At 66.9% G+C, this 25576-nt stretch carries 25 protein-coding genes and 2 pseudogenes; 22 read left to right on the top strand and 5 right to left on the bottom strand.

What is annotated here, in order from left to right:
* Positions 1-151: 151 nt before the first annotated feature.
* Positions 152-916, top strand: coding sequence for an SDR family oxidoreductase (locus QMK28_RS11915; protein ID WP_326437063.1), 765 nt, complete (start codon positions 152-154; stop codon positions 914-916).
* Between the two features lie 82 nt (positions 917-998).
* Here the strand turns inward: QMK28_RS11915 and QMK28_RS11910 are convergent, their stop codons facing one another.
* On the bottom strand, positions 999-2192 hold the full coding sequence (locus QMK28_RS11910; protein ID WP_326437062.1) for an RtcB family protein: 1194 nt from the start codon (positions 2190-2192) through the stop codon (positions 999-1001).
* Positions 2193-2354: 162 nt separating this feature from the next.
* On the opposite strand from QMK28_RS11910, the gene QMK28_RS11905 reads away from it, so the two are divergent.
* The 4 genes from QMK28_RS11905 to QMK28_RS11890 all read left to right on the top strand — a co-directional run bounded on the left by QMK28_RS11905 (position 2355) and on the right by QMK28_RS11890 (position 7929).
* Positions 2355-3437 (top strand): hypothetical protein, encoded by a 1083-nt coding sequence (locus tag QMK28_RS11905; RefSeq protein ID WP_326437061.1) that lies wholly within the window; start codon positions 2355-2357, stop codon positions 3435-3437.
* Positions 3438-3670: 233 nt separating this feature from the next.
* The gene (locus QMK28_RS11900) at positions 3671-4381 is read left to right on the top strand and encodes a DUF3558 domain-containing protein (protein ID WP_326437060.1); all 711 of its coding nucleotides are present in this window, start codon (positions 3671-3673) and stop codon (positions 4379-4381) included.
* 250 nt (positions 4382-4631) lie between these two features.
* On the top strand, positions 4632-6062 hold the full coding sequence (locus tag QMK28_RS11895) for a DUF2637 domain-containing protein (protein ID WP_326437059.1): 1431 nt from the start codon (positions 4632-4634) through the stop codon (positions 6060-6062).
* Positions 6063-6243: 181 nt separating this feature from the next.
* Positions 6244-7929 carry an APC family permease gene (locus QMK28_RS11890; protein WP_326437058.1) on the top strand — a complete coding sequence of 562 codons (1686 nt, stop codon included), beginning with the start codon at positions 6244-6246 and terminating at the stop codon, positions 7927-7929.
* 193 nt (positions 7930-8122) lie between these two features.
* Here the strand turns inward: QMK28_RS11890 and lysS are convergent, their stop codons facing one another.
* A complete protein-coding gene (gene lysS / locus QMK28_RS11885; protein WP_326437057.1) occupies positions 8123-9892 on the bottom strand; it encodes a lysine--tRNA ligase in 1770 nt (589 codons plus the stop codon).
* Positions 9893-10019: 127 nt separating this feature from the next.
* On the opposite strand from lysS, the gene argS reads away from it, so the two are divergent.
* The gene (argS, locus tag QMK28_RS11880; protein WP_326437056.1) at positions 10020-11864 is read left to right on the top strand and encodes an arginine--tRNA ligase; all 1845 of its coding nucleotides are present in this window, start codon (positions 10020-10022) and stop codon (positions 11862-11864) included.
* A gap of 165 nt (positions 11865-12029) precedes the next feature.
* On the opposite strand, the gene QMK28_RS11875 is transcribed toward argS, so the two are convergent.
* Positions 12030-13493 (bottom strand): helix-turn-helix domain-containing protein, encoded by a 1464-nt coding sequence (locus tag QMK28_RS11875; RefSeq protein WP_326437055.1) that lies wholly within the window; start codon positions 13491-13493, stop codon positions 12030-12032.
* A 505-nt stretch (positions 13494-13998) separates the two neighbouring features.
* Positions 13999-14466, bottom strand: a complete 468-nt coding sequence (locus QMK28_RS11870; RefSeq protein ID WP_326437054.1) for an ATP-binding protein — start codon at positions 14464-14466, stop codon at positions 13999-14001.
* Positions 14467-14579: 113 nt separating this feature from the next.
* On the opposite strand from QMK28_RS11870, the gene QMK28_RS11865 reads away from it, so the two are divergent.
* The 5 genes and pseudogenes from QMK28_RS11865 to QMK28_RS11845 form a co-directional block, all read left to right on the top strand.
* Entirely contained in the window at positions 14580-15404 is an 825-nt protein-coding gene (locus tag QMK28_RS11865) for a helix-turn-helix domain-containing protein (RefSeq protein ID WP_326437053.1), read from the top strand.
* Complete coding sequence (locus QMK28_RS11860; protein ID WP_326437052.1) at positions 15401-15736, top strand: DUF397 domain-containing protein; 336 nt, start codon at positions 15401-15403, stop codon at positions 15734-15736. Before QMK28_RS11865 ends, QMK28_RS11860 begins: the two co-directional genes overlap by 4 nt.
* A gap of 198 nt (positions 15737-15934) precedes the next feature.
* Complete coding sequence (locus QMK28_RS11855; RefSeq protein ID WP_326437051.1) at positions 15935-16324, top strand: WXG100 family type VII secretion target; 390 nt, start codon at positions 15935-15937, stop codon at positions 16322-16324.
* On the top strand, positions 16324-16962 hold the full coding sequence (locus QMK28_RS11850) for a WXG100-like domain-containing protein (protein ID WP_326437050.1): 639 nt from the start codon (positions 16324-16326) through the stop codon (positions 16960-16962). Before QMK28_RS11855 ends, QMK28_RS11850 begins: the two co-directional genes overlap by 1 nt.
* A 27-nt stretch (positions 16963-16989) precedes the next feature.
* Positions 16990-17826, top strand: a pseudogene (locus QMK28_RS11845) (IS630 family transposase); the annotation flags it as partial.
* A gap of 75 nt (positions 17827-17901) precedes the next feature.
* On the opposite strand, the gene QMK28_RS11840 reads toward QMK28_RS11845, so the two are convergent.
* Positions 17902-18366 (bottom strand): GNAT family N-acetyltransferase, encoded by a 465-nt coding sequence (locus tag QMK28_RS11840; protein WP_326437049.1) that lies wholly within the window; start codon positions 18364-18366, stop codon positions 17902-17904.
* 99 nt (positions 18367-18465) lie between these two features.
* Between QMK28_RS11840 and QMK28_RS11835 the strand changes: the two genes are divergently transcribed.
* The 11 genes and pseudogenes from QMK28_RS11835 (at position 18466) to QMK28_RS11790 (ending at position 25357) form a co-directional block, all read left to right on the top strand.
* Positions 18466-19143 carry a putative adhesin gene (locus QMK28_RS11835; RefSeq protein WP_326437048.1) on the top strand — a complete coding sequence of 226 codons (678 nt, stop codon included), beginning with the start codon at positions 18466-18468 and terminating at the stop codon, positions 19141-19143.
* 45 nt (positions 19144-19188) lie between these two features.
* Positions 19189-19608 (top strand): DUF4279 domain-containing protein, encoded by a 420-nt coding sequence (locus QMK28_RS11830; RefSeq protein ID WP_326437047.1) that lies wholly within the window; start codon positions 19189-19191, stop codon positions 19606-19608.
* A 1407-nt stretch (positions 19609-21015) separates the two neighbouring features.
* Complete coding sequence (locus QMK28_RS11825; protein WP_326437046.1) at positions 21016-21546, top strand: SMI1/KNR4 family protein; 531 nt, start codon at positions 21016-21018, stop codon at positions 21544-21546.
* 15 nt (positions 21547-21561) lie between these two features.
* Entirely contained in the window at positions 21562-21765 is a 204-nt protein-coding gene (locus QMK28_RS11820) for a hypothetical protein (protein WP_326437045.1), read from the top strand.
* Positions 21766-21823: 58 nt separating this feature from the next.
* The gene (locus tag QMK28_RS11815; RefSeq protein WP_326437044.1) at positions 21824-22261 is read left to right on the top strand and encodes a hypothetical protein; all 438 of its coding nucleotides are present in this window, start codon (positions 21824-21826) and stop codon (positions 22259-22261) included.
* Positions 22262-22824: 563 nt separating this feature from the next.
* On the top strand, positions 22825-23067 hold the full coding sequence (locus tag QMK28_RS11810) for a hypothetical protein (protein ID WP_326437043.1): 243 nt from the start codon (positions 22825-22827) through the stop codon (positions 23065-23067).
* A gap of 35 nt (positions 23068-23102) precedes the next feature.
* The gene (locus QMK28_RS11805) at positions 23103-23417 is read left to right on the top strand and encodes a hypothetical protein (protein WP_326437042.1); all 315 of its coding nucleotides are present in this window, start codon (positions 23103-23105) and stop codon (positions 23415-23417) included.
* Positions 23418-23504: 87 nt separating this feature from the next.
* Positions 23505-23696, top strand: a pseudogene (locus tag QMK28_RS34240) (hypothetical protein); the annotation flags it as partial.
* A 112-nt stretch (positions 23697-23808) separates the two neighbouring features.
* On the top strand, positions 23809-24282 hold the full coding sequence (locus QMK28_RS11800) for a hypothetical protein (RefSeq protein WP_326437041.1): 474 nt from the start codon (positions 23809-23811) through the stop codon (positions 24280-24282).
* Between the two features lie 240 nt (positions 24283-24522).
* Positions 24523-25065, top strand: a complete 543-nt coding sequence (locus tag QMK28_RS11795) for an SMI1/KNR4 family protein (RefSeq protein WP_326437040.1) — start codon at positions 24523-24525, stop codon at positions 25063-25065.
* A gap of 37 nt (positions 25066-25102) precedes the next feature.
* Positions 25103-25357, top strand: coding sequence for a hypothetical protein (locus tag QMK28_RS11790; protein ID WP_326437039.1), 255 nt, complete (start codon positions 25103-25105; stop codon positions 25355-25357).
* The last annotated feature ends 219 nt before the right edge of the window (positions 25358-25576 follow it).

Below are 25576 nucleotides of genomic sequence, written 5' to 3'. Positions count from 1 at the left end.
GTACGGCCCGAGGGCGCGCGCCCCGCACCGCACGCCCCCACATTGCGTAGCGCGCCCGCGCACCGCACGCCCGGGCACCACCCACCCGCGCACCCCACGCCCCCGCACCACCGCCGACGCGCCCCCGCCGACGCAGACCAGGAGCCGCCCCATGTCCGCCCGTACCGCCACCGCAGTCGTCACCGGCGCGAGCAGCGGCATCGGCGCCGCCACCGCGCGCCGTCTCGCCGAGGCCGGCTACCGCGTGCTGCTGACGGCCCGCCGCGAGGACCGCGTCGAGGCCCTCGCCGCCGAGCTGACCGCGTCCGGCCACGAGGCGAGCGCGTACGCGCTGGACGTCACGGACCGAGCGGCCGTCGACGCCTTCGCGGCCTCACTGGACGGCGAGGTCGGCGTCCTGGTCAACAACGCGGGCGGCGCGCTCGGCGCCGACCCGGTGGCGAGCGCCGACCCCGCCGACTGGCGCACGATGTTCGAGGTGAACGTCCTGGGCGTGCTCAACATCACCCAGGCCCTGCTGCCGGCCCTCACCGCCTCCGGCGACGGCACGGTCGTGGTGCTCTCCTCGACCGCCGGACTGAGCACGTACGAGGGCGGCGGCGGTTACGTCGTGGCCAAGCACGGCGCGCACGTCATCGCCGAGACCCTCCGGCTGGAGCTGTGCGGCGACCCGGTCCGCGTCATCGAGATCGCGCCCGGCATGGTCAAGACCGACGAGTTCGCGACGACGCGCTTCCGCGGCGACCAGGAGAAGGCCGCGAAGGTCTACGCGGGCGTGGCCGAGCCGCTGACCGCCGACGATGTCGCCGAGACCATCGCCTGGGCCGTCAGCCGCCCCGCCCACGTCAACATCGACCTCCTGGTCGTCCGCCCCCGCGCGCAGGCGTCCAACTCCAAGGTGCACCGGGAGCTCTGACCGGGACCGGCGTGCGCCGGGGGCTCTTACCGGCCCCCGTCAGCCTCAGCCCTTCCCGGCCCCGGTCCGGCCCCGCACAGCCTCAACCCTTGACGCACACGACCTGCTTGAGCTTGGCCACCACCTCGACCAAGTCCCGCTGCTGGTCGATGACCTGCTCGATCGACTTGTACGCGGCCGGGATCTCGTCCACGACGCCGGAGTCCTTGCGGCACTCCACGCCCCGCGTCTGGTCCTCCAGGTCCCGCGCCGAGAAGCGCTTCTTCGCGGCGTTCCGGCTCATCCGGCGACCCGCGCCGTGCGAGGCCGAGTTGAAGGACGCGGCGCTGCCGAGGCCCTTCACGATGTACGAGCCGGTGCCCATCGAGCCGGGGATGATGCCGTACTCGCCGCTGCCCGCGCGGATGGCGCCCTTACGGGTGACCAGCAGGTCCATGCCGTCGTAGCGCTCTTCGGCGACGTAGTTGTGGTGGCAGGAGATGACGGGCGCGAAGGTCGGCTTCGCCTTCTTGAACTCCCGGCGGACGACGTCCTGGAAGAGTCCCATCATGATCGCGCGGTTGTGCTGCGCGTACTCCTGCGCCCAGAACAGATCGTTTCGGTACGCCGCCATCTGCGGGGTGTCGGAGATGAAGACCGCCAGATCGCGGTCGACCAGCCCCTGGTTGTGCGGCAGCTTCTGCGCCTGGCCGATGTGGTGGTCGGCCAGCTCCTTGCCGATGTTGCGCGAGCCGGAGTGCAGCATCAGCCACACCGCGTCGGTCGAGTCGATGCACAACTCGATGAAGTGGTTTCCGCTTCCGAGCGTTCCCAGCTGCTTCGTGGCACGCTCCCGACGGAATTTGACCGCTTCGGCGACGCCATCGAACCGCGACCAGAAGTCCCCCCACTGAGCGGTCGCGAAGCCGTGCAGCCGCCCCGGGTCCACCGGTTCGTCATGCATCGCCCGCCCCACCGGAATGGCCTGCTCGATCTTCGACCGCATCCGCGAGAGGTCACCCGGAAGGTCATTCGCGGTGAGCGACGTCTTGACGGCGGACATACCGCACCCGATGTCCACCCCGACCGCCGCCGGGCAGACCGCGCCGTGCATCGCGATGACCGAACCGACCGTCGCGCCCTTGCCGTAGTGCACATCCGGCATGACCGCGAGGCCCTTGATCCATGGCAGGGTCGACACGTTGTACAGCTGTTGCATGGCGACGTCCTCGACGGAGGCCGGATCGGCCCACATCCGGATCGGCACCTTCGCTCCGGGCAACTCGGTGTACGACATATCTCCCCCATTGACCTACAAAATACCGAAAACGCAAAAACCGCACAAGCTATCGGATTCAGGACGGCGACCCGGCGGAACCGGTAGTGCGTGCGGTAGACATTGTGTCCACCGGTCGCTATACGGCGGCAACCAGTTTTTGTACGAGAGGAGCCGGAGACGGTGCAGCGAAGGGCGTACGTACCAGGTGCCGCGCTGGCCGCAGTGCTCGCCGCGGGAATGGCGGCAGGGCTGACGGGTTGCTCCGGCGGCTCCAGCTCGAACGACGCGAGCGATGACGCCCGGACCGGTGACAGCGGCACGACGACGACCGCCGCCGAACCCGGCAAGTACCGCACGCTGCCCGAGCCGTGTGCGGCCGTCAGCCGCGGCACGCTCAGGAATCTGCTGCCCGCCGCCGACGGCGACCGGACGGACGAGGCGGGCGACGACGCCGAGGACTCGGCCGAGAAAGAAGAGAAGCTCTTCGAGGGCCAGGCCACCGTCACCTACGACACCGACCGGCGCGTCGGCTGCCGTTGGAAGCGGGAGACCTCGGAGGGGACGCGTCAACTCCACGTCGACTTCGAGCGCGTGGTGTCGTACAACCCCGCGGTGAGCGACGACGACGAAGCGCAGCGCATCTACGCCAAGAGGGAGACGGCCGCGCAGATCCCCGATTCCTCCGCCCCGGTGGGCGGAAACCCGGCGGCGGGAAGCACGGACGGGGCCAAGACCGACAGCCCCGCCGAGAAGGGCACGGGCAAGGACGCGGGCAAGAGCGACGGCAAGACCGAAGCCGAGCCCGGAGCCGAGCCCGGGGACAAGGCCGGGGACAAGGCCGGGGACAAGGCCGGGGACAAGCGCGGGCCCAAGGGCGACGGCAGCCCGGTGGCCACGCCGTCCGCTTCCAAGCCGGGCGCCTCCAAGCCTGACGCGGACTCTGATTCCGGCTCCGGCTCCGGCTCCGGCTCCGATTCAAGCTCCGGCTCCGCGTCCGACCCCGAGTCGCCGAGCCCCGAGACCGCGCCCCGCCGGCTGGAGGACCTCGGCGACGCCGCCTTCCTGGACGACGAGTTGGCCGGCGACTCCGCGGAGGCCGGCGCGCACCGCGACATCTCCATCGTCTTCCGCTCGTCGAACGTCATCGTGAAGATCGAGTACGCCCAGTGGTCCACCGAAGCGGGACTGCTGCCCCCGAGCGAGTACCTGCCGAGCAGGGCCCAGGGGTTGGCCAGAGAACTGGCGGGACGCTTCGACGAGTAGCCCCGCCGGGGCCACCGGTGGGACCAATGAGACCAGCGACACGACGACCGTCACGACGAATACCACAACGAGCACCACGACAAATAAAGCGACTAAAGCGAATGAGTCGGCGAGTACCGCCGCAATTCGTCCGGCCGCCGCCATCGGCCGCGTACCGTGCCGACAGGACCGGGTACGGACCGGCCCCGCGGACGGAACGGCCGCCCCCGAGACAACCAATGAGCGAAGGACCCATGCACCGAACAGCCACGCGACTCGCCCGAATCCTCGCCTGCGCAGCCGTACCGGTGATGCTCGTCGCCGGCTGCTCCTCCGACTCGGACAAGAAGGACTCCAGCGAGTCCTCGAAGTCCCCGGCCAGCTCCGCGCCGGCGCTCAAGCCCGCGAAGTTCAACAAGCTGCCCGACGCCTGCGCGGCACTCGCCGAGAAGACGGTCAAGGACCTCGTCCCGAAGGTGAAGGACGCGAAGGGCGACGCCGCCAAGTCCTCCGACACCTCGGCGCGCGGCGGTTGCTCCTGGAACGGCCTCGACGGCTTCCAGTACCGCTGGCTCGACGTCTCCCTCCAGCGCTTCGACTCGGACCCGGCGCTCGGCACGGGTGACACCCGCGCCAAGGACTACTACGGGAAGCAGATCGCCGCCGCGAAGGCCTCGAAGGACGCCAAGAACATCAAGGACAGCAACGCCGACGGCACCGGCGACGAGGCCACGGCCGTCACCTACGACCTCAAGAAGGACGGCGAGGAGTACAAGAACCAGACCGTCGTGACCCGCACCGCCAACATCGTCGTCACGCTCAACTACAACGGCGCCGGCTTCGAGGACGCGAAGGCCCCGGACAGCGGCGACATGATGAAGGACACCCAGAAGGCGGCCAAGGAGGCGGTGGCCTCGGTGGCCGACGCCAACAAGAAGAAGTCCGACGCCGACAAGAAGAAGTAGCGCGGGCGGCAAGCAGCGCGGCGGAACAGCAGAACCCAGGAGAGCCCGACCCCGCGTACGCCCCGGGGCCGGGCTCCTCCCATACGCCCCGGGGCCGGGCTCCTCCCGTACCAGAGGCAGCCGCCCCACCCCGCTCCCACACCACCCGCACCACTCCTCCACCGCTCCCAGCCGTCCCCCGGCGGACCGCGCTTGACTCATGTGCCACGCTGACCCCTCTTATTGCCAGGAGCGGGAAAGGGAGTGCGGCGTGGCCGCGACGGAGTTGACACGTACCCACCGAATATTGATCGGGGTGGTCGTCGCCGGTGCGGTGGTGATCGCCGCGATCGGCTTCGCCGGGTCCTACTCGGCCGTACGGGACCTGGCGCGGGAGAAGGGCTTCGGCGCCTTCGCGAACGTCTTCCCGATCGGCATCGACGCCGGGATCATCGTCCTGCTGGCCCTCGACCTGCTGCTGACCTGGTTCCGCATCCCCTTCCCGCTGCTCCGCCAGACCGCGTGGCTGCTGACCGCCGCCACCATCGCTTTCAACGGCGCGGCGGCCTGGCCCGACCCGCTCGGCGTCGGCATGCACGCGGTCATCCCGGTGCTGTTCGTGGTCTCCGTCGAGGCGGCCCGGCACGCGATCGGCCGCATCGCGGACATCACCGCCGACAAGCACATGGAGGGCGTCCGGCTCTCCCGCTGGCTGCTCGCCTTCCCCTCCACCTTCCGGCTCTGGCGCCGGATGAAGCTGTGGGAGCTGCGCAGCTACGACGAGGTCATCAAGCTGGAGCAGGACCGCCTCGTCTACCGCGCCAGGCTGCGCGCCCGCTACGGCCGCGCGTGGCGGCGCAAGGCTCCGGTGGAGTCGCTGATGCCGCTCAAGCTCGCGAAGTACGGGGTGTCCCTGGCCGAGACCGGCGCGGTGGGCCTGGCGGCGGCGGGCATCACGGTGCAGACGCCGCAGGCACTCCAGGCGTCGCTCCAGGCAACCCAGGCAGCACAAGCGGCACAGACCCCGCAGGCAGCGCTCACCTCGCAGACTTCCCAGAGCCCGCAGGCGTCCGACACCCAGCACCCGCCGCAGATCGAGGCCGTGAGCGCGGACCCCGCCGCCGCAAACCCCGGCTCCGCGAATCCCCAGGAAGCGCACCCCCAGGAAGCGCGCCCCGCGATCTCCAGCGGCCGGCACTCGACGCCGACGGCGGGAGCGGAAGGCGCGCAGCCCGCCCGCACCGCCGCCCCCGCGGCCTCGTACGCCTCCGAGCACGAGGCAGCCCCCCGGCTGACCGTCCCGGTCGGTCCCGGCCGGCACCGTCCGCTCGGCAACTCCCAGCTGAACACGCCCGGCACGGGCGCGTTCGTACCCCAGCAGCGCTCGACCGCGTCCGACCTCCCGCAGGAGCAGCCCCCGGCCGCCGGTCCCGAGGCCGAATTCGACCTCGACTCCGAGCTGGACACGACCCGGCTGCCGGAGAACACCTCCGCCGCCGAGGTCTACTTCGGCGCGTTCCGCCAATACTGCGCACAGCACGGCGACTTCCCCGACGCCCGGCAGCTGTCCCGCTTCCTGCACGACCAGTTCGGCCTGACGAACCCCAAGGGGCAACTCCTCAGCGAGAGCTACCTGCGCAAGTTCATGCGCGAGTTCCGCGACCGCCACCGCATGGAGATGGGCACCGAGCAGGCACCGTGACCTGACCTGCGGCGCGCCCCCCGGAATGGGTGCGTCCGGCGCATGGCACGCTGGTCACCGCAGCAGACCGGGGCCACGCCGAGGAGACCAGTACGTGTCGGATCGAAAGTCGCCCCGCGAGTCGCCTCGTCAGCCGCCCGAGGGCACCGGCCCATCCAGCGCATCGACCCCGGATTCGGCAGTGGCGACAGAGGCCGCGCTGACCGAAGCCGCGCTCACGGAAGAACACCGGCTGCGCCCCGATCTCGGTTTCTGGGGTCTGACCGCCATCGGCTTCTCCAACATCGTCGGCTCCGGCTGGCTGTTCGCCGCCCTGTACGCGGCCCAGTTGGCCGGGCCCGCCTCCCTTCTCTCCTGGGTCGGCGCGGGGGTGCTCTGCGCCCTGGTGGCGCTGGTCATGGTGGAGCTGGGCGCGACCAGGCCGGAGGGCGGCGGCACCGTCCGCTGGCCGCTGTACGCGAGCGGTCGCCTGGTGGGCACCATGATCGGCTGGTCGGTGCTGCTCTCGGTGGGCGGTACGGCGGCGGAGATCAGCGCGATCATGCAGTACGCCGCGCACTACCTGCCGGGGCTCTACAACGGCGGCACGCTCAGCGTGTCGGGGCTCGGGCTGGCCACCCTGCTCAGTGTGGTGCTGACGATCCTCAACTGGTTCGCCGTACGCCTCTTCGCGCGGCTGAACAACGTCGTCACCGTGATCAAGATCCTGGTGCCGGTCATCACCGTCGTCGCACTGTTCGCCTCCGGCTGGCATTCGGGACGGCTCACCGATCACGGCGGCTTCGCGCCGTACGGCTACGCGGCCTGCCTGAGCGCGCTGGCCGGGGGCGGCATCGTCTACTCGGTCAACGGATTCCAGGCGCCGCTGGACTTCTCCGGCGAGGCGCGCCGGCCGCGCCGCAACGTGCCCGCGGCGGTGCTCACCGGCATCGGGCTGGCCCTGCTGGTCTACATCGCGTTGCAGCTCGCGTTCCTGTTCACGGTGCCCGAATCGCTGCTCGGGCACGGCTGGCAGGGAGTCAACTTCGAGTCGCCGTTCGGGCAGCTCGCGCTGATCCTCAACCTGCACTGGCTGGCCAGCGTGCTCTACGCCGACGCGGTGCTCTCCCCCGGCGGATCGGCCTACGTGGGCGTCGCGATCGACGCGCGCCACACCTACGCGCTGGCCAAGAACGGCCTGCTGCCCCGCTACTTCATGCGGATCAATCTGCGGCACGGCATCCCGCACCGGGCGCTCGCGCTCAACCTCGGGGTGATCGTCATCTTCCTGCTGCCGTTCGGCGGCTGGCAGAGCATCGTCAGCGTCATGGGCGACATGTACCTGATGATCTACGCGGCCTCGGCCGTCGCCGTCGCCGTCTTCCGCGCCTACGACCGGCAGCGGTCCGAGGCGTCGGGCGCGACGGAGTCGGGGAAGAAGGCGGAGCAGGATGCGGTGAAGGGGGCGGTGAAGGGGGCGGAGGACCGGTCCGGCCGGGTGCCCGGAGTGCGCTGGATCGCGCCGGTCAGCTTCGTGGTGGCCAGCGAGTTCGTGTACTGGTCCGGCTGGCACGACCTGCGGCTCGCGCTGCCCCTGGTGCTCGCGGGGCTGCCGCTCTTCCTCGTCCTGCGGCGGGCTGAGAAGGGCGCGGTGCTGCTCAGGGAGCTGCGCAGCGGCGCGTGGCTGGTCGTCCACCTCACCGCGCTGACCGTGCTGTCCTGGCTCGGCAGCTTCGAGGGCTCGGGGCAACTGCCCGCGCCCTACGACACGCTGGCCGTCGCGGCGGTCGCGCTGGGCATCTTCGGCTGGGCGGTGCGCTCCGGCGTCGCCCACCTGGCGACGACGCCCCCGCCGCCGGCCGCCGCCGTACGGGACCCAGCGGTCTGACGGCCGGACGGCCGCGAGGGTCGTCCTGGCCCTCGCCTCGGGCCCCCGCAGCACGCCCACCCATTCATCAGGCCCGGCCATACGTCGGGCCCACCCATACGTCGGGCCCGGCCGGTACGTACCCGGCCGGGCCCAATCCGTACGTAGCGGCCGCAGCCCGCAGCCCGCTCAGCCCGTCAGCAGGCTGGCGACCTCAAGCCCCCAGCAGCTTCCGCACCCGCTCCGCCCCCACCGCGAGCAGCAGCGTGGGCAGTCGCGGCCCGGTGTCGCGGCCGACCAGCAGTTGGTAGAGCAGCGCGAAGAACGACCGCTGCGCCGCCTTCAGCTCGGGCGTCGGCTTGGCGTCGGCCGCGAAGCCGGCCTGGAGCTTCGGGACGCCGTAGACGAGCGTCGTCAGCCCGTCCAGCGACCAGTGCTCGTCGAGCCCGTCGACCAGCAGCCGCAGCGACTCGCGCTCGGTGTCGCCGAGCGCGGCCAGCGTCCCGGTGTCCGGCTCTTCGCGCACCCGGGTGCGCTGGTCGGCCGGGACCTGGGTGGTGATCCAGGTCTGGGCGCGGTCGAGCCGGGGCCGCGCCTGGTCCAGCGAGGTGATCGGGTCGGCCGGGTCGAGGTCGCGCAGGATGCGGAGCGTCTGCTCGTCGTCGCCGGTGGTGATGTCCACGACGGAGGCGAGCGTCCGGTACGAGAGCGGGCGCGGCGTGACCGGCAGCGGTCCGGCGGCGGTGCGCGAGGCGCGGTCGTACGCGGCGGCGTCGGCGTCCTGCACCGTGCCGTCGGCGATCTTGCGCGCGAGGGCGTCCCACTCGTCGTACAGCCGCTGGATCTCCTGGTCGAAGGCGATCTTGAACGACTGGTTCGGCCGGCGGCGGGCGTAGAGCCAGCGCAGCAGCGGCGCTTCCATGATCTGGAGCGCGTCGGCCGGGGTCGGCACGCCGCCCTTGGACGAGGACATCTTCGCCATGCCGCTGATGCCGACGAAGGCGTACATCGGCCCGATGGGCTGCTCGCCGCCGAAGACCTCCTTGACGATCTGCCCGCCGACCACGAAGGACGAGCCGGGCGAGGAATGGTCGACGCCGGAGGGCTCGAAGACGACGCCCTCGTACGCCCAGCGCATCGGCCAGTCGACCTTCCAGACCAGCTTGCCGCTGTCGTGCTGGGAGAGCAGCACCGTCTCGGCGTGCCCGCACACGCAGGTGTACGCGAGCTCGGTGGTCTCGTCGACGTACGAGGTGACGGTCGTCAGGTCGCGCTCGCAGACCGAGCAGTACGGCTTGTACGGGAAGTAGCCCGCGCCGCTCGTGCTGCCGTCGTCCTCGTTCGCCGCGCCGGAGCCCTCGGCCGCGGCCTCGGCTGCGGCGACGTCGGCCTCGTCGACCTTGCCCTTCTGCTGCTGCGGCTTCCTGCCCTTGGCGGCCGGCGCGGCGCCGTCCTCCGCGGGCTTGGCCTTGGTGCGGTACCGGTCCAGCACCGCGTCGATCCGGGCCCGCTCGCGCATCGCGAACAGCACCTGCTCGCGGTAGACGCCGGAGGTGTACTGCTCGGTCTGGCTGATGCCGCGGTACTCCACGCCCAGCTCGGCCAGCGCGGCGACCATCGGGGCCTTGAAGTGCTCGGCCCAGCTGCCGTACACGCTGCCGGGAGGCGCGGGGACGGCGGTCAGCGGCTTGCCCAGGTGCTCGGACCAGGACGGGTCCACCCCGTCCGGGACCTTGCGGAACCGGTCGTAGTCGTCCCACGACAGGATGTGTTCGCAGTCGTATCCGCGGCGCTTGATCTCATCGGCGACCAGGTGCGGGGTCATGACCTCGCGCAGGTTGCCGAGGTGGATCGGGCCGGAGGGGCTGAGGCCCGAAGCGCAGACGATGGTTTTGCCGGGCGCTCGACGCTCCGCCTCGGCGATGACCTCGTCCGCGAAACGGGAGACCCAGTCGGCCTCGGTGCTCTGACCCACGATCGGCACTTCCTTCCTCAAAAGCTGGACCGTCCCAGTCTCTCAGAGGGAAAAGGGGTGGCCGCGCGCATCGGGGTGCATGGGATACTGGCCGCTTTCCCCATACCCGCCACACCGACGGAACGGCTCAGATCCCATGGCTTCGGTTCCCTCCCTCGCCGCTACGGTCCATCAGCGCATCGCGGACGCCCTCTCGGCCGCACTGCCGGAGGCCGGCGCCGCCGACCCGCTGCTGCGACGGAGCGACCGAGCGGATTTCCAGGCCAACGGAGTGCTGGGGCTCGCGAAGAAGCTGAAGGGCAACCCGCGGGAGCTGGCGGCCACGGTCGTGGCCGGGCTCGGCACGGGCGCGGCGGGTGACGTGATCGCGGACATCGAGGTCTCCGGCCCCGGCTTCCTGAACATCACCGTCGCCGACTCCGCGATCACCGCCACGCTCGCGGCCCGCGCCGCCGACGACCGGCTCGGCGTGCCGTACGCGGAGCACCCGGGCACCACGGTGATCGACTACTCGCAGCCGAACGTGGCCAAGGAGATGCACGTCGGGCACCTGCGCTCGACGGTCATCGGCGACGCGGTGACCCAGATCCTGGAGCACAGCGGCGAGAAGGTCATCCGGCGGCACCACATCGGCGACTGGGGCACCCAGTTCGGCATGCTCATCCAGTACCTGATCGAGCACCCGCACGAGCTGGACCACGAGTCGGACACGCAGCGGCCGGCGGGTTCGGGATCGGCGGGCTCGGGTGCCGCTCCCGGCTCGGCCCCCGACGCCGAGGTCGACGCCGAGGTCGGCGAAGCGGCCATGGCCAGGCTCAACCGCGTCTACAAGGCGTCCCGCGCCATCTTCGACTCCGACGAGGAGTTCAAGACGCGTGCCCGGGACCGCGTCGTGGAGCTCCAGGCCGGGGAGGCCGGGACGCGCGCCCTCTGGCACAAGATCGTCGACGAGTCGAAGATCTACTTCCAGGCCGTCTACCACCAGCTCGACGTCGAGATCCGGGACGCGGACGTCGTCGGCGAGAGCGCGTACAACGACGACCTCGCGACCGTCTGCCAGGAGCTGGAGGAGTCCGGGGTCGCGGTCCGCTCCAACGGCGCGCTCTGCGTCTTCTTCGACGACGTCCTGGGCCCGGACGGCAACCCGACCCCGCTCATCGTGCAGAAGACCAACGGCGGCTACGGCTACGCGGCGACCGACCTGGCCGCGATCCGCGACCGGATCGGTGTCCTCAAGGCCGACACCCTGCTCTACGTCGTGGACGCCCGGCAGGCGCTGCACTTCAAGATGGTCTTCGAGACCGCCCGCCGGGCCGGCTGGCTGCCCGAGAACACCGCGAAGCAGCTCGCCTTCGGCACCGTCCTCGGCAAGGACGGCAAGCCGTTCAAGACCCGTGAGGGCACGACGGTCCGGCTGGTCGACCTGCTCGACGAGGCGGTCGAGCGGGCGGCGGCGGTCGTCCGGGAGAAGTCGGACGGCGGCCTGACCGAGGAAGAAATCCTGGAGCAGGCCGCCCAGTTGGGCGTCGGCGCGGTGAAGTACGCGGACCTGTCCACCTCGCTGGGCCGCGACTACATCTTCGACCTGGACCGGATGGTGTCGCTCACCGGCGACACCAGCGTGTACCTCCAGTACGCGTACGCCCGCATCCAGTCGATCCTGCGCAAGGCGGGCGACCGCAAGCCCAAGGCCCACCCGGAGCTGCCGCTCAGCCCCGCCGAGCGCGCGCTGGGCTTCCGCCTGGACGAGTTCGCCGACACCCTCGCCTCGGTCGGCGAGACGTACGAGCCGCACAAGCTCGCCTCGTACGTCTACTCGCTGGCCTCGGCGTACACCACGTTCTACGACCAGTGCCCGGTGCTCAAGGAGGAGAACCCGCCGGAGCTGGTGGAGAACCGCCTCTTCTTCTGCGAGCTGACCGCCCGCACGCTCCAGCAGGGCATGGCTCTGCTGGGCATCCGGACGCCTGCGCAGCTGTAGTCCGTCCGTAAGCGTGTAGTCCGTCCGCAAGCCGCGCGGCCTCGACCCGACGCCGGGTCGAGGCCGTTCGGCATATCTGGGCCGGGCCGGTCGGCGCCGGGGCTCGGGACCGGGCAGCGCTGGGGCTCGGGACCGCTCAGTGCCTGGGCTCGGGACCGCTCAGCGTCAGGGCGTCAGTTCGTATCCCGTCGTATCGCGCAGCTTCCAGGCGCTCTCGTCCGGCCGGTAGTCATAGAGCGCGTGCCCCTTCGTCCCGCTCACCCCGTTCATCCCGCTCGTACGGAACGGCTTCCCGTGGTCGTCGACCCGCACCGTCCCGTGCCGGTCCCCGGTGCTCCACTCCAGCTCCAGGTACCAGCTGACGGTGTGGCCGTCGGTGTGCGCGTAGACGTTCAGCACTTCGGGATCGGTCGCCGAGACCTTGTACGGGAACGTGGTCGGCGGAATCCTCCGGCCCTCCTGCTCGCCGGCGACCGCTCGGGCCAGCGGCCGGCCGGCGTCGAGATCCACATCGAACGACGCGGGCGTCAGCCCACCGCCGCACCCGCCCCCCATCGAGTAGGCCGCCCCCTTGAGCGGCGCGGTGCTCCCCACCACCCGTATGTACAACGCCCGCAGGACCACGGCCTGATCGGTCCTGCCCTGCACGGCCAGCTCCATCTGCATGGCCCCGCCGGGCACCCCATGCAGGGCCCGCGCCCATGCGCGGGTGTCCTGCTCGGCGGGCGGCGGCGGCACGGCGGAGGGTGCCTGGTCCAGCAGATAGAACTGCGAGCAGCGGTCCTGCCACGAGTTCGGCTGCAGATCGACGCCGAGCGGCGCTGCGCCCGCTCCTCCACCGGAGCCGCCGGAACCGGGCGTGCCGGCGCTGCTCTTCCCGTCCCCCTCCTTCTCCCCCTTCCCCTTCCCCCCGCCGTCGGCCGAGGAAGCTGAGGAAGCGGACGCGGCGGAACCGGACGCCCCGGACGTCGCAGCGCCCTTGGACTTCCCGGTGCCCTTCGACCTGGGCCCACCGCTGGCGGAACCACTCGCCGCCTGCGGGGCGTGCGCCGGTGCGGCCGTCTCCCCCGCGACAGTCTTCTCGCCTCCCGACGGCGTGCCCGCATGGCCGACCGCGAGGGCAGCGGGCACGGCGACGGCGACCACGGCGGCGGTGGCGAGCGCGAGCCGCGCGCGCGTCCACGTCCGACGGCCGGCCTCGGGGACGACGACTGCCACGGGCTCGGGAACGGGCTCGTCGCTGGCACCCACGGGCTCCGGAACGGGCTCGTCGCTGGCACCCACGGGCTCCGGAACGGGCTCGTCGACGACCCCCGCAGGCTCCGGCACGGGCTCCGGCACTGGCTCCGGCGCGGGCTCGGCGGCCGCCCCCACCGGCTTACGGCGTCGCGCCGCGTCCGCGAGAATCCACTGCCGGTGCAGCCCGACGAGTTCCTCGGGACTCGCCCCGCACAGCCGCCCGAGCCGTTCCACGGGGGCGTACTCGGTGGGTACCGCGTCGCCGTTGCAGTACCGGTGAAGCGTGGACGTACTGACATGCAGCTTGCCCGCCAGGACGCCGTAGCTGCGCCCCGAGCGGCTCTTCAGCTCCCTGAGCAGCGCGGCAAAGCCTTCGGTCTCAGTCGCCACGTATGTCGCTCCCCCTAGTCGCCCCTCGCCGTCCGTCCCACCAACGCGTTCCAGGGAAGCGTTCCAGGGACGGGGCGTCTTCCCAGGTCAGATTACGCGCAAGCGTTCCAGCGTCCCGAATGGTCCGGGAGCCATTGCGGCCGGGACACGACGCTCCGCAGGCTGTGACCACACCACGGCGTTCCTGCGACGCCACAACGTTCCGGCCCCACCCGTCCAGCCCCACCCTTCCCAGGAGCAGCCGTGCGCAATCCCACCCGCTTCAACCTCACCGATGCGGTGGCCACCGTCGTACTGGCCGCGTCCACCACGATGGTCCTGGCCCTCATCTGCGGTTTCTGACACGGCTCCTGACGCGGGTTCTGACGCGGGTTCTGACGCGGCTCCTGACGACCGGCCGGTCAGCGACACCGGCCCGACGACCGGCCCGACGGCCGGCCCGACGGCCGGCCCGAGCCGGGTACGCACCTCGTCATGCGGACGACGCACCGTCGTCCCGGCCGCCTCACGCGCCCGGCACGCGCCGAGCGCGAGCTGCCTCACCCCGCTCCGCCCCCGGCGGGGGGCCCACGCCCGCGAACTCGCACCAGACGATCTTGCCCGGCTCCCGCTCGCCGACCCCCCACTTGTCGGCCAACGCCTCCACGAGCAGCAGCCCCCGCCCCGACTCGTCCCAGCCCTCGCCGGCGTCCGGGACGCACGGGTACCCGTCACCGCTGTCATGCACCTCGACGCGCAGCGCCCCGTCCCCCGTCAGCCACACCCACACCCCGAAGCCCCGCCCCGGCGGCACCCCGTGCAGCAGCGCGTTCGTGGCCAGCTCACTCACGCACAGCAACACATCCTCCGCACGCCCCGCGACGCCCCACTCCGTGAGCGCCTGCCGTACGAACTCCCGTGCGACGGGCACAGATCGCCGCTCCCGCGGGTAGAAGCGCTCGCGAAAGAGGGGCCGTTGGATGTCCTGGTTCATACCGCCAACCGTCGCGCTCCGTCACTATCCTGAACCAGGGCGTGAACCCGTACGGTTTTTCCGTACGGGCACGTTTCCGGTCATGTACGGACTCGGGTGGGGAGTTGGCGGCTATGAACAACTGGAAGAAGCCGAGGAAGAACGCATCGGCGGTACGCCTCATCGGAGCCCAACTGGCCCTGTTCCGCAAGGTCGCCCACCTCACCCAACGCGAACTGGCCGACCGGGTCCGCGTCCACGAAGAGACCATCGCCTCCATCGAACAGGGCAGACGCCCCCTCAAACCGGACCTCGCGGAGGAGCTGGACAACGCGCTGGAGACCAAGGGGGCGCTCGCGGTGGCGGTGGCGAACTTGCCGGAGCTGGATCGCTTTCCGGTGTGGGCGGCGGAGTTCATGGACCGGGAGGCGGAGGCGATCGCGCTGGCGTCGTACGAGAATCAGGTCCTCCCTGGTCTGCTCCAGACCGAGGGTTACGCACGGGCAGTCTTCCGCAGCAGGATTCCCATCCTCAGCGAGGGAGAAATCGAGCGCCAGGTCACCGACCGAATCGAACGTCAGGGCCTCCTCCACCGCGATGGACGGCCGACCATCAGTTTCGTCATCGCCGAGGCCGTACTGATGGACCGCCTGGGTGGCCCCGCAGTGTTCGAGGAGCAACGGCAACACCTGCGTACCTGCGCGGACCTCCCCGGCCTCTCGCTTCAGGTCATGCCCTGCGGCCGCTGGACCCATGCCGCGCTCGACGGGCCCTTCGTTCTGCTGGAGACCTCCGAGCACGACCACTTGGCTTACGCCGAGACGCAGCGCGGTAGCCAGCTGATCTCGGACCCCGGAGAGGTCAGCATCCTTGCCCAGAGGTATGCGATGCTGCGAACGCAGGCCCTCAACCCCGAAGACACCAAGACCCTGTTGGACCGGGCGCTAGGAGAGCGATGAACCAAGAACTGGCCACCCCCTGCCCCGACGACCTGGCATGGTTCAAGTCCAGCTATAGCGGCAGCGATGGCGGCAACTGCCTAGAAATTGCCTACGCCTGGCGGAAGTCCAGCTACAGCGGTAGCGAAGGCGGCAACTGCGTCGAGGTCGCCTGCGACTGGAGCAAGTCCAGCTACAGCACCGGCGAAGGCGGTAACTGCCTCGAAGTGTCAGCCCACCCCGCCGCCGTCCACGTCCGCGACTCCAAGGTCCCCGACGGCCCGACCCTGGCCCTCCCCCCGGCCGCCTGGGCAGCCTTCGCCACCTTCGCCGCAGCACACCCGGCCGCCTGACCCACAGCGCCCGCACGCCCGCACGCCGAGCCGCCGACCCCGCGTCGGCGGCTCGCAGCCTTGGGCGCAAGCGCCTCCCGCAAAGGCCCCACCCCACCCCCATAGCCGCTGACCACCGGTCAGTTACTGTCGCATGATCGACATCGACATCGACATCGGCATCGGCATCGACATCGGCAGCGGTACGGGGAGCAGTACGTGGCGGAGCCCGGCAAGACACCCGGCAAGATTCTCGATATCGACACCGCCGACCTCAAGGCGTCGGCTCCCGCCTTCCACACGCAGAGCGAGAAGCTGCGCACAGCGGCGGACACGCTGAAGGGGACGCTGGACGGCCTCGGCGCGCCCTGGGGCGGTGAGGCGAGCATCATGACCAAGTTCGGTAATAAATACGTCAAAAACCGCGCCAGCATCGAGGACTCAACGGCGATCCTGGTGGAGGGACTGGCCAGCATCCACACCGCGCTGAGCGACATGGCGGACGGGCACATCGAGAACGAAGAGCTCATCAAGGCGATGTTCCGCAAGGACGGCCGCAAGGACGGGCGTAAGGACGGGCGTAAGGACGGGCGTAAGGACGCCCCCTGATGGGGGCCTTCGAAGAGGCCAAGGAATGGCTCGTCGAGAGCGTGGGCATGTGGTGGCCCGACGGCGACGAGCACAAACTCCGCCAAGCCGCCGACGCCTGGCGGACCTACGCGGACGCCGTCGACGACGTCCGCGCCGCCAGCAACCGCAAGGCCGCCGCCCTCATCCACAACAACAAGGGCGAGGCCATCGAGGCCTTCGACGCGTTCTGGCACCGCTACCAACACGGCGACAAAGGCTGGCTCCAGGACCTGGAGGGCTCCGCCCGGGACATGGCCGACGGCTGCGACAAGCTCGCGGACGCGATCGCCGACGCCAAAGACACCATCGACACGCAACTGTGGATCTCCGCAGCCGCCATCGCGGCCGGCATCGCCCTGACCGCCCTCACCGGCGGCCTCGCCGCCGGAGCCGCCGTCACCGCCACCACCCTCATGATCGACACCGCCGCTGCCGCAGGCGTCGCCCTGAGCACCACAGCGGCCCGCATCGGCGCCGGAGTCCTGGTCGGCGCCTTCTTCGGCGGCGTCGAATCCGTCAGCCTCAACCTCGCCGTCGTCCAGCCCCTCCAGATGGGCACCGGCCTCCAAAAAGACGGCTTCCGCTTCGACCTCGCCAACCAGGCGCTAGTGCTGTGACCGCATAGGTTCGCCGGGTTGGGGCTCGTGGTCCAGACGGCCACCACCCGCCCGGTCAGACTCGGGCAGCCCTTCACCCGCTGGTCCATCCGCAAACTCGCCGCCTACCTGCGCAAAGCCCACGGCCGGGCGATCCGGATCAGCCGCGAAGCCTTACGGACCCTCCTGTCCCGCCGCAGGGTCGCCTTCCAACGCACCAAGACGTGGAAAGAGTCCACCGACCCGGACCGGGATGCCAAACTCGACCGGATCGAACACGTCCTGGAACACTTCCCCAACCGCACCTTCGCGTTCGACGAGTTCGGACCGCTGGGCATCCGCCCCACCGGCGGGTCCTGCTGGGCCGCGCGGGGACGGCCCGACCGAGTCCCCGCGACCTATCACCGCACCCACGGCGTCACCTACTTCCACGGCTGCTACTCCATCGGCGACGACACCCTGTGGGGCGTCAACCGGCGCCACAAGGGCGCGGTCAACTCCCTGGCCGCGCTCAAGTCGATCCGCGCCGCGCGCCCGGACGGCGCCCCGATCTACGTCATCATGGACAACCTCTCCGCCCACAAGGGCACCAAGATCCGCCGATGGGCCCGAAAGAACCGGGTCGAGCTGTGCTTCACCCCGACCAACGCCTCCTGGGCCGACCCGATCGAAGCCCACTTCGGGCCACTGCGGCAGTTCACCCTGGCCAACTCCCACCACCCCAACCACACCGTCCAGACCCGCGCTCTGCATCGATATCTACGCTGGCGCAATGCCAACGCCCGTCATCTCGACGTCCTGGCCGCCCAACGCCGCGAGCGTGCCCGGATCCGCAGCGAGAAAGGCATCCGATGGGGCGGCCGACCGCTGTTATCCGCAGCCTGACCGCCCAACCCGGTGATCAATTCCGATCACAGAAAGACCCATTTCGGCCGTCACACGGCGATGTGCCACCTGCTGTCATTCGGGGCTTCGCTGGAGTAGCCCCTCGAAGCACAAGGAACTCTCCACGTCGGCGTAGACCCCGAAATTCGGGATCCGATCGTATCCGGAGCGCGTGTAGAAGCGGACGGCATCGGGCTGGGAGTCCCCGGTCTCCAGCCGAAGACTCGTCCACCCCTGCCCGCGCGCCCAGTCCTCCAACGCGCGCAGGAGACACAACGCGATGCCCGAGCCGCGCCAGGCCGGGGCGACATACATGCGCTTGACCTCACCGACCCCTTCTTCGAGGCGGCGAAGCCCTCCGCACCCCACAGCGGTGCCGTCCTCCTCGCGAGCCACGAAGAACGCCGCGATGTCCGCTTCCGACGGCGACGTCCCGGGTTCGCTGTCCGGGGTCCGGTATCTCGCGGCAATCTCAGCTCGCTGCCGTGCACGCAGCGCAGCAGCATCCGGATCCGCCCAAAGAACCTGTTCGATCTTCATGCTGCGGATTCTGCCGAGCGTCTGTTTCGGAGAGGTAAAGCCAACCGATACCGCCGGCCACGAGCGGCGCCTCATCAAACCCGGTGAACGTTGCCGGTCATGGCACTAGCCGAGGGCATGATCTTCGGCGGTGCCCTCGGCGGAGCCCTCGGAGGTGCCAGCAGCTTTGCGGACGACATTGCCCATGCGGGCGGTACGGTCAAGATGCTCAAGGGTGTGCCCACGAGCTTCGGGAACCTTGGGCGCTCTCCCCTTTTGAAGAATGCGCCCTTCGGTCCAATGGCAAGTCGAGGCTCAGGGACCGACATGCCGGCGTTCGAACAGATCAAGAAAGCTGTTTCCGATAGTAATCCTCAAATTTCGTCACGCCGTTGGCCTGACGATGACGGACGTTATTATGCGAGCAGGGTGATCTCAGGCGGGCGGGCGGATGGGGAATCCGTGCTGGCCGGCCATGGTTATATCGAGGTCGGCGCGGGCGAGTTGACTGTCCCGCCAGGTTCAACGATTTCGTTCTATGTCCCGCATGGAGAAAGAATCCCAGGATTGAATGGCGTGGCAGTCGAAGGTGGTTCGTATCCTGGCGCAGCCCTGGAAACGTTCCACCCGGGCGACAGTATCCCCAACTATACGCTGGCCCCTCCTGAGTCCACGGGTGCTGGGGGATTCACTGTTTATGAAAATTCGACCACAGTCGCCAAACGTACATATCTCGGCGATCTTCTCAAACTCGATATGGGAAATGTTCACTGGGCTGCATGTCGTGAACTTAAGTGATAGAGTTTTGCGTCGTGCACGAAGACTCGTACCGAGGAGATGTTTGTGAGCATCGATGGCCACGAACCCCGCACATGGGTATTGACGGATGTTTCTCTCGTTATCAAGAGCCCCGACCTTGCCCCCGACGCCGTAACTCGCCAGCTGGCGCTGACTCCTACCAATACCCGGCAGCCCGGACCTGATCGCTGGGATCCAGACGGGGACTCCGATGGGCAATGGCGCATGCAAAGCGATGAACATACGTCACGGGTCTTCTCGGAGCAGTTGGCCGCCATCCTTACTGCTGCAGAAAGTAAGCGGAAGGAGATCCTGTCATTGGAGGCCAGCGGCTGTGAAGTTTTCCTCGCTGTGCATGGATACTCCAGCAACGATGCGATTCTCAATTTTTCCAGTGAGGAAATCAAGAGGATCTCAGACCTTAACATTCCGCTCGAAATCCAACCGAGCCTCAGTGACCGCTGAGCCTGCGACACTCCAGGAGAGGTGAGGAATGTTATGCCTGAAACACCATGGTCGTGGTCTTCGCTCACCACGTCTCTCATTGTTACGAAAAATCGGATCGCTGCGGACCACGTCAGCCAGACCTTGGATGTTCCGCTGAGCGATGGAGTCCCCACCGGTGAGGGATTCGGCTTTTACGCCGGGCCGAACTGGTGGGCGTTGACATTCGATGAACGGTTCTCCGAAGACGCTAGGGAACAGGTCCACTCCTTGGCAGAATGTCTTACTGGGCGACTGGATAGGTTTCGCGACCTATTGGAGTCCGGTCACACGGTCCACGTAGATATCTCCGGGACAGTTCAAAAGGGGGACAGGCTCCGCCTGTCCCCCGAAACCTTGTCCGATCTCCACACTTTGGGCGTTCCCGTGACATTTACTACCGTCAGTGAAACGGGTGCCGATGAAGAGGACCCGCTTGCCTGGCTCGGCTGAGCGCATAACATTTACTCTATAGGCCCTGTACTACAGCCTCAGATCTGAGGCTGTAGTACAGGGCGGGTGCGTACCCGTGACTTCGCGGGCGCGACCGCACCGGTCGTCCGAATTCCTCAGTGGGGAGCCGCTGGCCGTCATCCATGTCCTACTTCATGAACGACATCAGGGGAGAATCGGTCAACGCGCCGAACGAGGCGCAGATCCGAGAAATCCTGTCAGCCTTGCAGGACGCGGATAGCGAGCACGCGGATATTTCCTCGGTCCATGAGTCACGGTGGTCGCTGAGTGTCTACGCACCCATCCATTTCACGACTGATCCATTTCCTCCCCTCCCCCTCAGTTCCCGAACAGAAGAACTGGCCTCTCATCGAAAGCCAAATCGGATCGACTCTGCCGAAAGATTACAAAGAACTCGTCGACACCTACGGCGGAGGGGAGTTCGACCGCTGCATCTGGCTGCTGGAACCTGGTTCTCTTTTGGCTCGTTCGCCCCGGACAGGGACCTGACGCATGGACTGTCATGGTAAACGAAGGTCGCGGTCCTGAATGGGAACGTTTCGCGATGACGTGTGCAGATTTATTGTCATCCGTTCTTACGGGGGATATGAACTCCGAAATTCTCTGCGAGCTCCCAGCTGCCGTCCATGAATTTCATCCGAGTGGAGAATTTGTCTGACCTCGAAATCGGCCTCAACTAGAATTCCGTCTCCTGTGTGACCTCTTCGAGAGCTTGATAAAGAATCCAGTTAACACCCCGATCATGCGCGGATTTGAAACCCGCGTATACAATGCATTGGATTCAGGAGAAACCGTGAGCTACTCTGTCACGCCCATCTACAATGGGGCCACCGGTGCTCCCCGAGGTGTCACGCTGGAGGCTACGGGTTCCGGCGGTTTCCATCTATCCGTCAGCATCCCCAATGGGGAGCCGTAATGACTGTAGAGCAACTTCTCAAAGTAGTAACACCCCCCAGCGAGCGCGACGCCGCAGTGGACTGGACCGCCATCGAACGGGAACTGGGACACGGCCTGCCGCGAGACTACAAAGAGGTCGTGGAGGCGTATGGCCCCGGCGTGTTTGACGACTTCATCTACGTCTATCAGCCAGCATACCCAGCGCTCGCGATTGATCTGAAAACCCAGGCCGATCGTTCCATTTTGGCACTGAGGAAGCTTCAAGAAGAGGGGGAGCCAATCCCCTACACACTTCAACCGGAACCGGAACTCCTGTCATTTGCCCGAACAGATAATGGCGATGTCTGCTACTGGCGAATTACCGAAACCAATAACCCAGACTCTTGGACCGTGACGGTAAATTCGGCCCGAGACTCCGACTGGGTCGAGTTCATGGGAGGGACGGCGAGTTTTCTTCGATCCGTCCTGACTGGGGAATTTACCGTCTCGTTGTTTCCGGATGATTTTCCCTCCGACGAGCTAGAATTTTCGCCCTACGAGATCGACTGAATTCCTCTTCTCTCCGTGGAGCACAGGCCCGCACGCAATACCACCGAGATCCGCGAGCGCGCCTCAGGAACCCGCCGTTTCGATCTCAACAACACCCGCCGCGTCACCGCGCATGGACGGAGCGAGACCTACGCCTACGACGAAACGGGGAACGTCACCCGAGCCACGGACCCGGACCACCCGGCCGATGGGGAACGTGAGTTCACCGGCACGCCCTGAACTCCACCGACTCCTGACTGCTGCCCGAGCCGCACTGCCGCAGGAGGCTGAGTGGTCCATGATGAATGACGTGCCGGAGGGAGGCAAAGGGGGTCCGGTGCCAGGCGCTCCGAGGGATTACGTAGATTTCCTCAAACTGGCGAACGGTGCCATCTTCGGCCGCATCGTCGTCTTTGACGCAAAAACCGTTGGCGATATGCAGTTTTATGCAGACCCGACGGAGGGTACGCCTGTCCAGCTTGGGCGCGAGGAGTGGTTCTGTTTCGGTAAGGTCAATGATGACCCTCTGTTCATCCGACGTACGGATTCTTCTGTCTGGGGGTTTCGGGACATGGGCGCCCTCTGGTGGCAGAGCGAGATTTTTGAGTCGCTGGAGGATGGGTTGGACAGTTTTGTGCGTGGAAAGGCTTTCGGTGACGGATACCTCTCATTCACAAGCGCGGAGGCTGATGATCCTTGGTGGCAAGTACTGCGGCATATCGGTCGAGTGACCTGATGCGGTGACACTGGACAGGGTGCACACACGGCTCCGTTCCGACGACATATGCCAGTAAGGCCGCGCGGGCTTCGCCGTAGGATCCCCGTGGCATCGCGGCCTCGACCGAACTGATCGTCCGAATCTCTCAGTGGGGAGCGCCATCCGTGTCCTACTTCATGAACAACATCAGGGGATAATCGGTCAACGCGCCGAACGAAGCGCAGATCCGAGAAATCCTGTCAGCCTTGCAGGACGCGGATAGCGAGCACGCGGATGTCTCCCCGGTCCACGAGTCAGGGTGGTCCCTGAGCGTCTACCCAGAGTTTGACGCCTCTCCAAGGCCGGACCCTATCTGCCCACGCCGCAGAACGTGTAGCGGGCAGCGGCCCTGGACACCCGCCCACGAATCTCAACGTAATCGATCATATACTTAACAATGAAACAAAAGTAAAATATGAAGCCGCGCGGGATACCATCCAGATCAGAGACCCCCCTCTTGCCGGCAAGCCGTTCGTGGTAGTCAGCGGAAGAAACCCCAATCATGTCGTGACGGCAATGATTCCCAAGGAGGTAGATCTCCCATGAACCCACAGGAAAAACTCTTGGAATTGATTGACAAATTCCTGACCAGGCAGGATGCATCCATGCGGATGATTGGTGAAATCGAAGCGCTACTTATCAAGGATTTCCTGGAAACAGATGTCTTTGAGAGTCTGGCTGAGGCAGTATCCCTATACCGCCCGGGGGCCGGAATGCCATACCTGGACGTAAACGAAATGGCAGAGGAACTATTGGCAGTGCGCGCTACGCTTGAACCCCAATAGCACCTACTGCCCGAAGCGGTTATTGGATACTGGCCATGAAACATTCTGACCCAGAAATTCTGGAAGCCCTAGATCTCGCTTGGGATGGCGAGCTGGGACCGCTCGGTAAATTGCGAAATGGTACATTCGACCCAGTGCTCGCCGATAATTATATTAAGCTGCTAGAAAGAATTGAGATCACCGAAGACGAGGCGCTGCACCCGGATTTCGTGAGACTAACGTGGTTCGCTCCGATCTTCTCGGAATGGCAAATCGACAGGGCCGCTGAGTTGGGAGAAAATCGACAGGAAGTGACTGATTTCAGTGACAAAATCCGAGAACGCATGATGGAAATTTTGGGCATTCCCTAGCGTTTCGTGACCCCGCTAGAGATCATTTAATGGTGGGAGTTCTCGGGAGCTGGTGACGGTTGACGGCGGGTTCGCTATGCCGGAGGTATGAGGTATTCCGATCGTGGCGGGCTGACTGCTGAGGAGCGAACCCGTCGTGAGCGGGTGCGCTTCGCCGCGGCCGACTTGATCGAGGCCGGGGTCGGCGACCGCGAAGTGGACCGGCGTTTTCGGGCGCGGGCGACCCGGATATCGGTGAACCGCTGGCACCGGGCGCTGGCCGCCGGCGGGCGGGAGGCGCACGGTGCAAACTCAGTGGCTTGACGGTACGCTCCCGTGACTTCACAGGAGCGACCGAACTAGTCATCCAAATTCCTCAGCAAGGAGCCTCCGGCCGCCGCCTATGTCGCCAATGGATTTCGCCATCGACCCTCCGAACGGAGTTTCCCCGCTCCAGATCGGAATGGGATACGAGCAGGCCCTGAACGCAATCTCCATGTGGGGCACTCCGAAAACATCCGGCCCCCATGCTCACACATCCACCGTCAAACTGCGGGTGGACTATCACAGCCTGGACATCGTCGCGCACCTTGAAGACGGCGAGACCCTGACCGCAATTGAGCTATGGCGATTTGATGGAGATGAGCCGGACGTTCGGGTCCTCCTTGACGGTATCGATCTCTTCCGCACTCCAGCCCGCGAGGTGTTGCGACAGCAAGCCGAGCGAGGGCGCAGGGTCGACGAATCGGATCCTGAGAATGCCGTAATCCCGGATGTCACTCTGGCCTTCACGCGTGACACCGGACAGGAAGTCCCTCGCGAACCCGACGGTCTTCCCCTGTACTTCACATCCATCCTTGTGGCAAACGAAGAGTACTATTCCTAACAGCAACTCATAGTCGGCCAGCACCGGCGCGGCATTACGGTGAACTGGGCTATTGCCCGTTCGAATTCCTCAGCGAGGAGACTCCAACCGTCACCCATGCCCTACTTCATGAACGACATCAGGGGAGAATCGGTCAACGCGCCGAACGAAGCGCAGATCCGAGAAATCCTGTCAGCCTTGCAGGGCGCGGATGCGAGCACGCGGATGTTTCCTCGGTCCATGAGTCAAGGTGGTCGCTGAGTGTCTACGCACCCATCCATTTCACGACTGATCCATTTCCTCCCCTCCCCCTCAGTTCCCGAACAGAAGAACTGGCCTCTCATCGAAAGCCAAATCGGATCGACTCTGCCGAAAGATTACAAAGAACTCGTCGACACCTACGGCGGAGGGGAGTTCGACCGCTGCATCTGGCTGCTGGAACCTGGATGCGCGAACAGCGGCTACGACCTGATCATCGCGGGCAAAGAACGCGCTGAAGCATTTGAGTGGCTTTGGGAAACTGGTGAGGACAAACCCACAGAGCTGGAAGAGGAAGGAAGCCGTCTCATCCCATGGGCCTGCACCGAGAACGGCGAGTATCTCTTTTGGCTCGTTCGCCCCGGACAGGGACCTGACGCATGGACTGTCATGGTAAACGAAGGTCGCGGTCCTGAATGGGAACGTTTCGCGATGACGTGTGCAGATTTCTTGTCATCCGTTCTTGCGGGGGACATGAACTCCGAAATTCTCTGCGAGCTCCCAGCTGGCGTCCATGAATTTCATCCGAGTGTAGAATTCGTATAACCTCGGAATCGGCCTCAACTAGAATTCCATCTCCTGTGTGACCTCTTCGATCACCGGCCCGGAAAACAGCAATTTCATCTTCTGCTGGCCACTCTATCGAAGCGGGGAAGATGTCTACGTGCGGAACTCAATCATATTTCTCGACGAGCTGGACGGTAGATTCGATCCCGAGGAACCCGAGAATTTCATGGGCGCGCGCCACGCGGTCAATGAAGACGGGGACCGCATCTCTGAATGGTCAACCGGATTGGCCGAGATAAGTCGATTCCTTGAGTCAGGAATGGGCCAGTAGGGTTCATCTGCTGAGCTTGCTTGGCCCGTGCGGGCTTCGCTGTACGCTCCCGTGGTGTCGCGGCAGCCACCGCACTGATCGTCCGAATCTCTCAGTGGGGAGCGACATCCGTGTCCGGCTAACGGGGCGATCAGCCCCGGGCTCCGAGCGCCGAGCTCCGGGCCTCGGGCCCCGAGCTCCCTATGCAAGGAACGGGCGGAGAGATATACCCACCCGCCC

It is taken from the genome of Streptomyces sp. H27-D2 (genome assembly GCF_035828615.1).
In the GTDB taxonomy this organism is placed as follows: domain Bacteria; phylum Actinomycetota; class Actinomycetes; order Streptomycetales; family Streptomycetaceae; genus Streptomyces.
Note: the sequence above shows the minus strand (reverse complement) of the source record. Positions and strands in the feature narration are given on the sequence as shown.

Coding starts and splice junctions, on each gene's coding strand:
- QMK28_RS11915 (WP_326437063.1), top strand. CDS start 152: ATGTCCGCCCGTACCGCCACCGCAGTCGTCACCGGCGCGAGCAGCGGC.
- QMK28_RS11910 (WP_326437062.1), bottom strand. CDS start 2,192: ATGTCGTACACCGAGTTGCCCGGAGCGAAGGTGCCGATCCGGATGTGG.
- QMK28_RS11900 (WP_326437060.1), top strand. CDS start 3,671: ATGCACCGAACAGCCACGCGACTCGCCCGAATCCTCGCCTGCGCAGCC.
- argS (WP_326437056.1), top strand. CDS start 10,020: ATGGCTTCGGTTCCCTCCCTCGCCGCTACGGTCCATCAGCGCATCGCG.
- QMK28_RS11870 (WP_326437054.1), bottom strand. CDS start 14,466: ATGAACCAGGACATCCAACGGCCCCTCTTTCGCGAGCGCTTCTACCCG.
- QMK28_RS11865 (WP_326437053.1), top strand. CDS start 14,580: ATGAACAACTGGAAGAAGCCGAGGAAGAACGCATCGGCGGTACGCCTC.
- QMK28_RS11860 (WP_326437052.1), top strand. CDS start 15,401: ATGAACCAAGAACTGGCCACCCCCTGCCCCGACGACCTGGCATGGTTC.
- QMK28_RS11850 (WP_326437050.1), top strand. CDS start 16,324: ATGGGGGCCTTCGAAGAGGCCAAGGAATGGCTCGTCGAGAGCGTGGGC.
- QMK28_RS11840 (WP_326437049.1), bottom strand. CDS start 18,366: ATGAAGATCGAACAGGTTCTTTGGGCGGATCCGGATGCTGCTGCGCTG.
- QMK28_RS11835 (WP_326437048.1), top strand. CDS start 18,466: ATGGCACTAGCCGAGGGCATGATCTTCGGCGGTGCCCTCGGCGGAGCC.
- QMK28_RS11825 (WP_326437046.1), top strand. CDS start 21,016: ATGACTGTAGAGCAACTTCTCAAAGTAGTAACACCCCCCAGCGAGCGC.
- QMK28_RS11815 (WP_326437044.1), top strand. CDS start 21,824: ATGATGAATGACGTGCCGGAGGGAGGCAAAGGGGGTCCGGTGCCAGGC.
- QMK28_RS11810 (WP_326437043.1), top strand. CDS start 22,825: ATGAACCCACAGGAAAAACTCTTGGAATTGATTGACAAATTCCTGACC.
- QMK28_RS11805 (WP_326437042.1), top strand. CDS start 23,103: ATGAAACATTCTGACCCAGAAATTCTGGAAGCCCTAGATCTCGCTTGG.
- QMK28_RS11800 (WP_326437041.1), top strand. CDS start 23,809: ATGGATTTCGCCATCGACCCTCCGAACGGAGTTTCCCCGCTCCAGATC.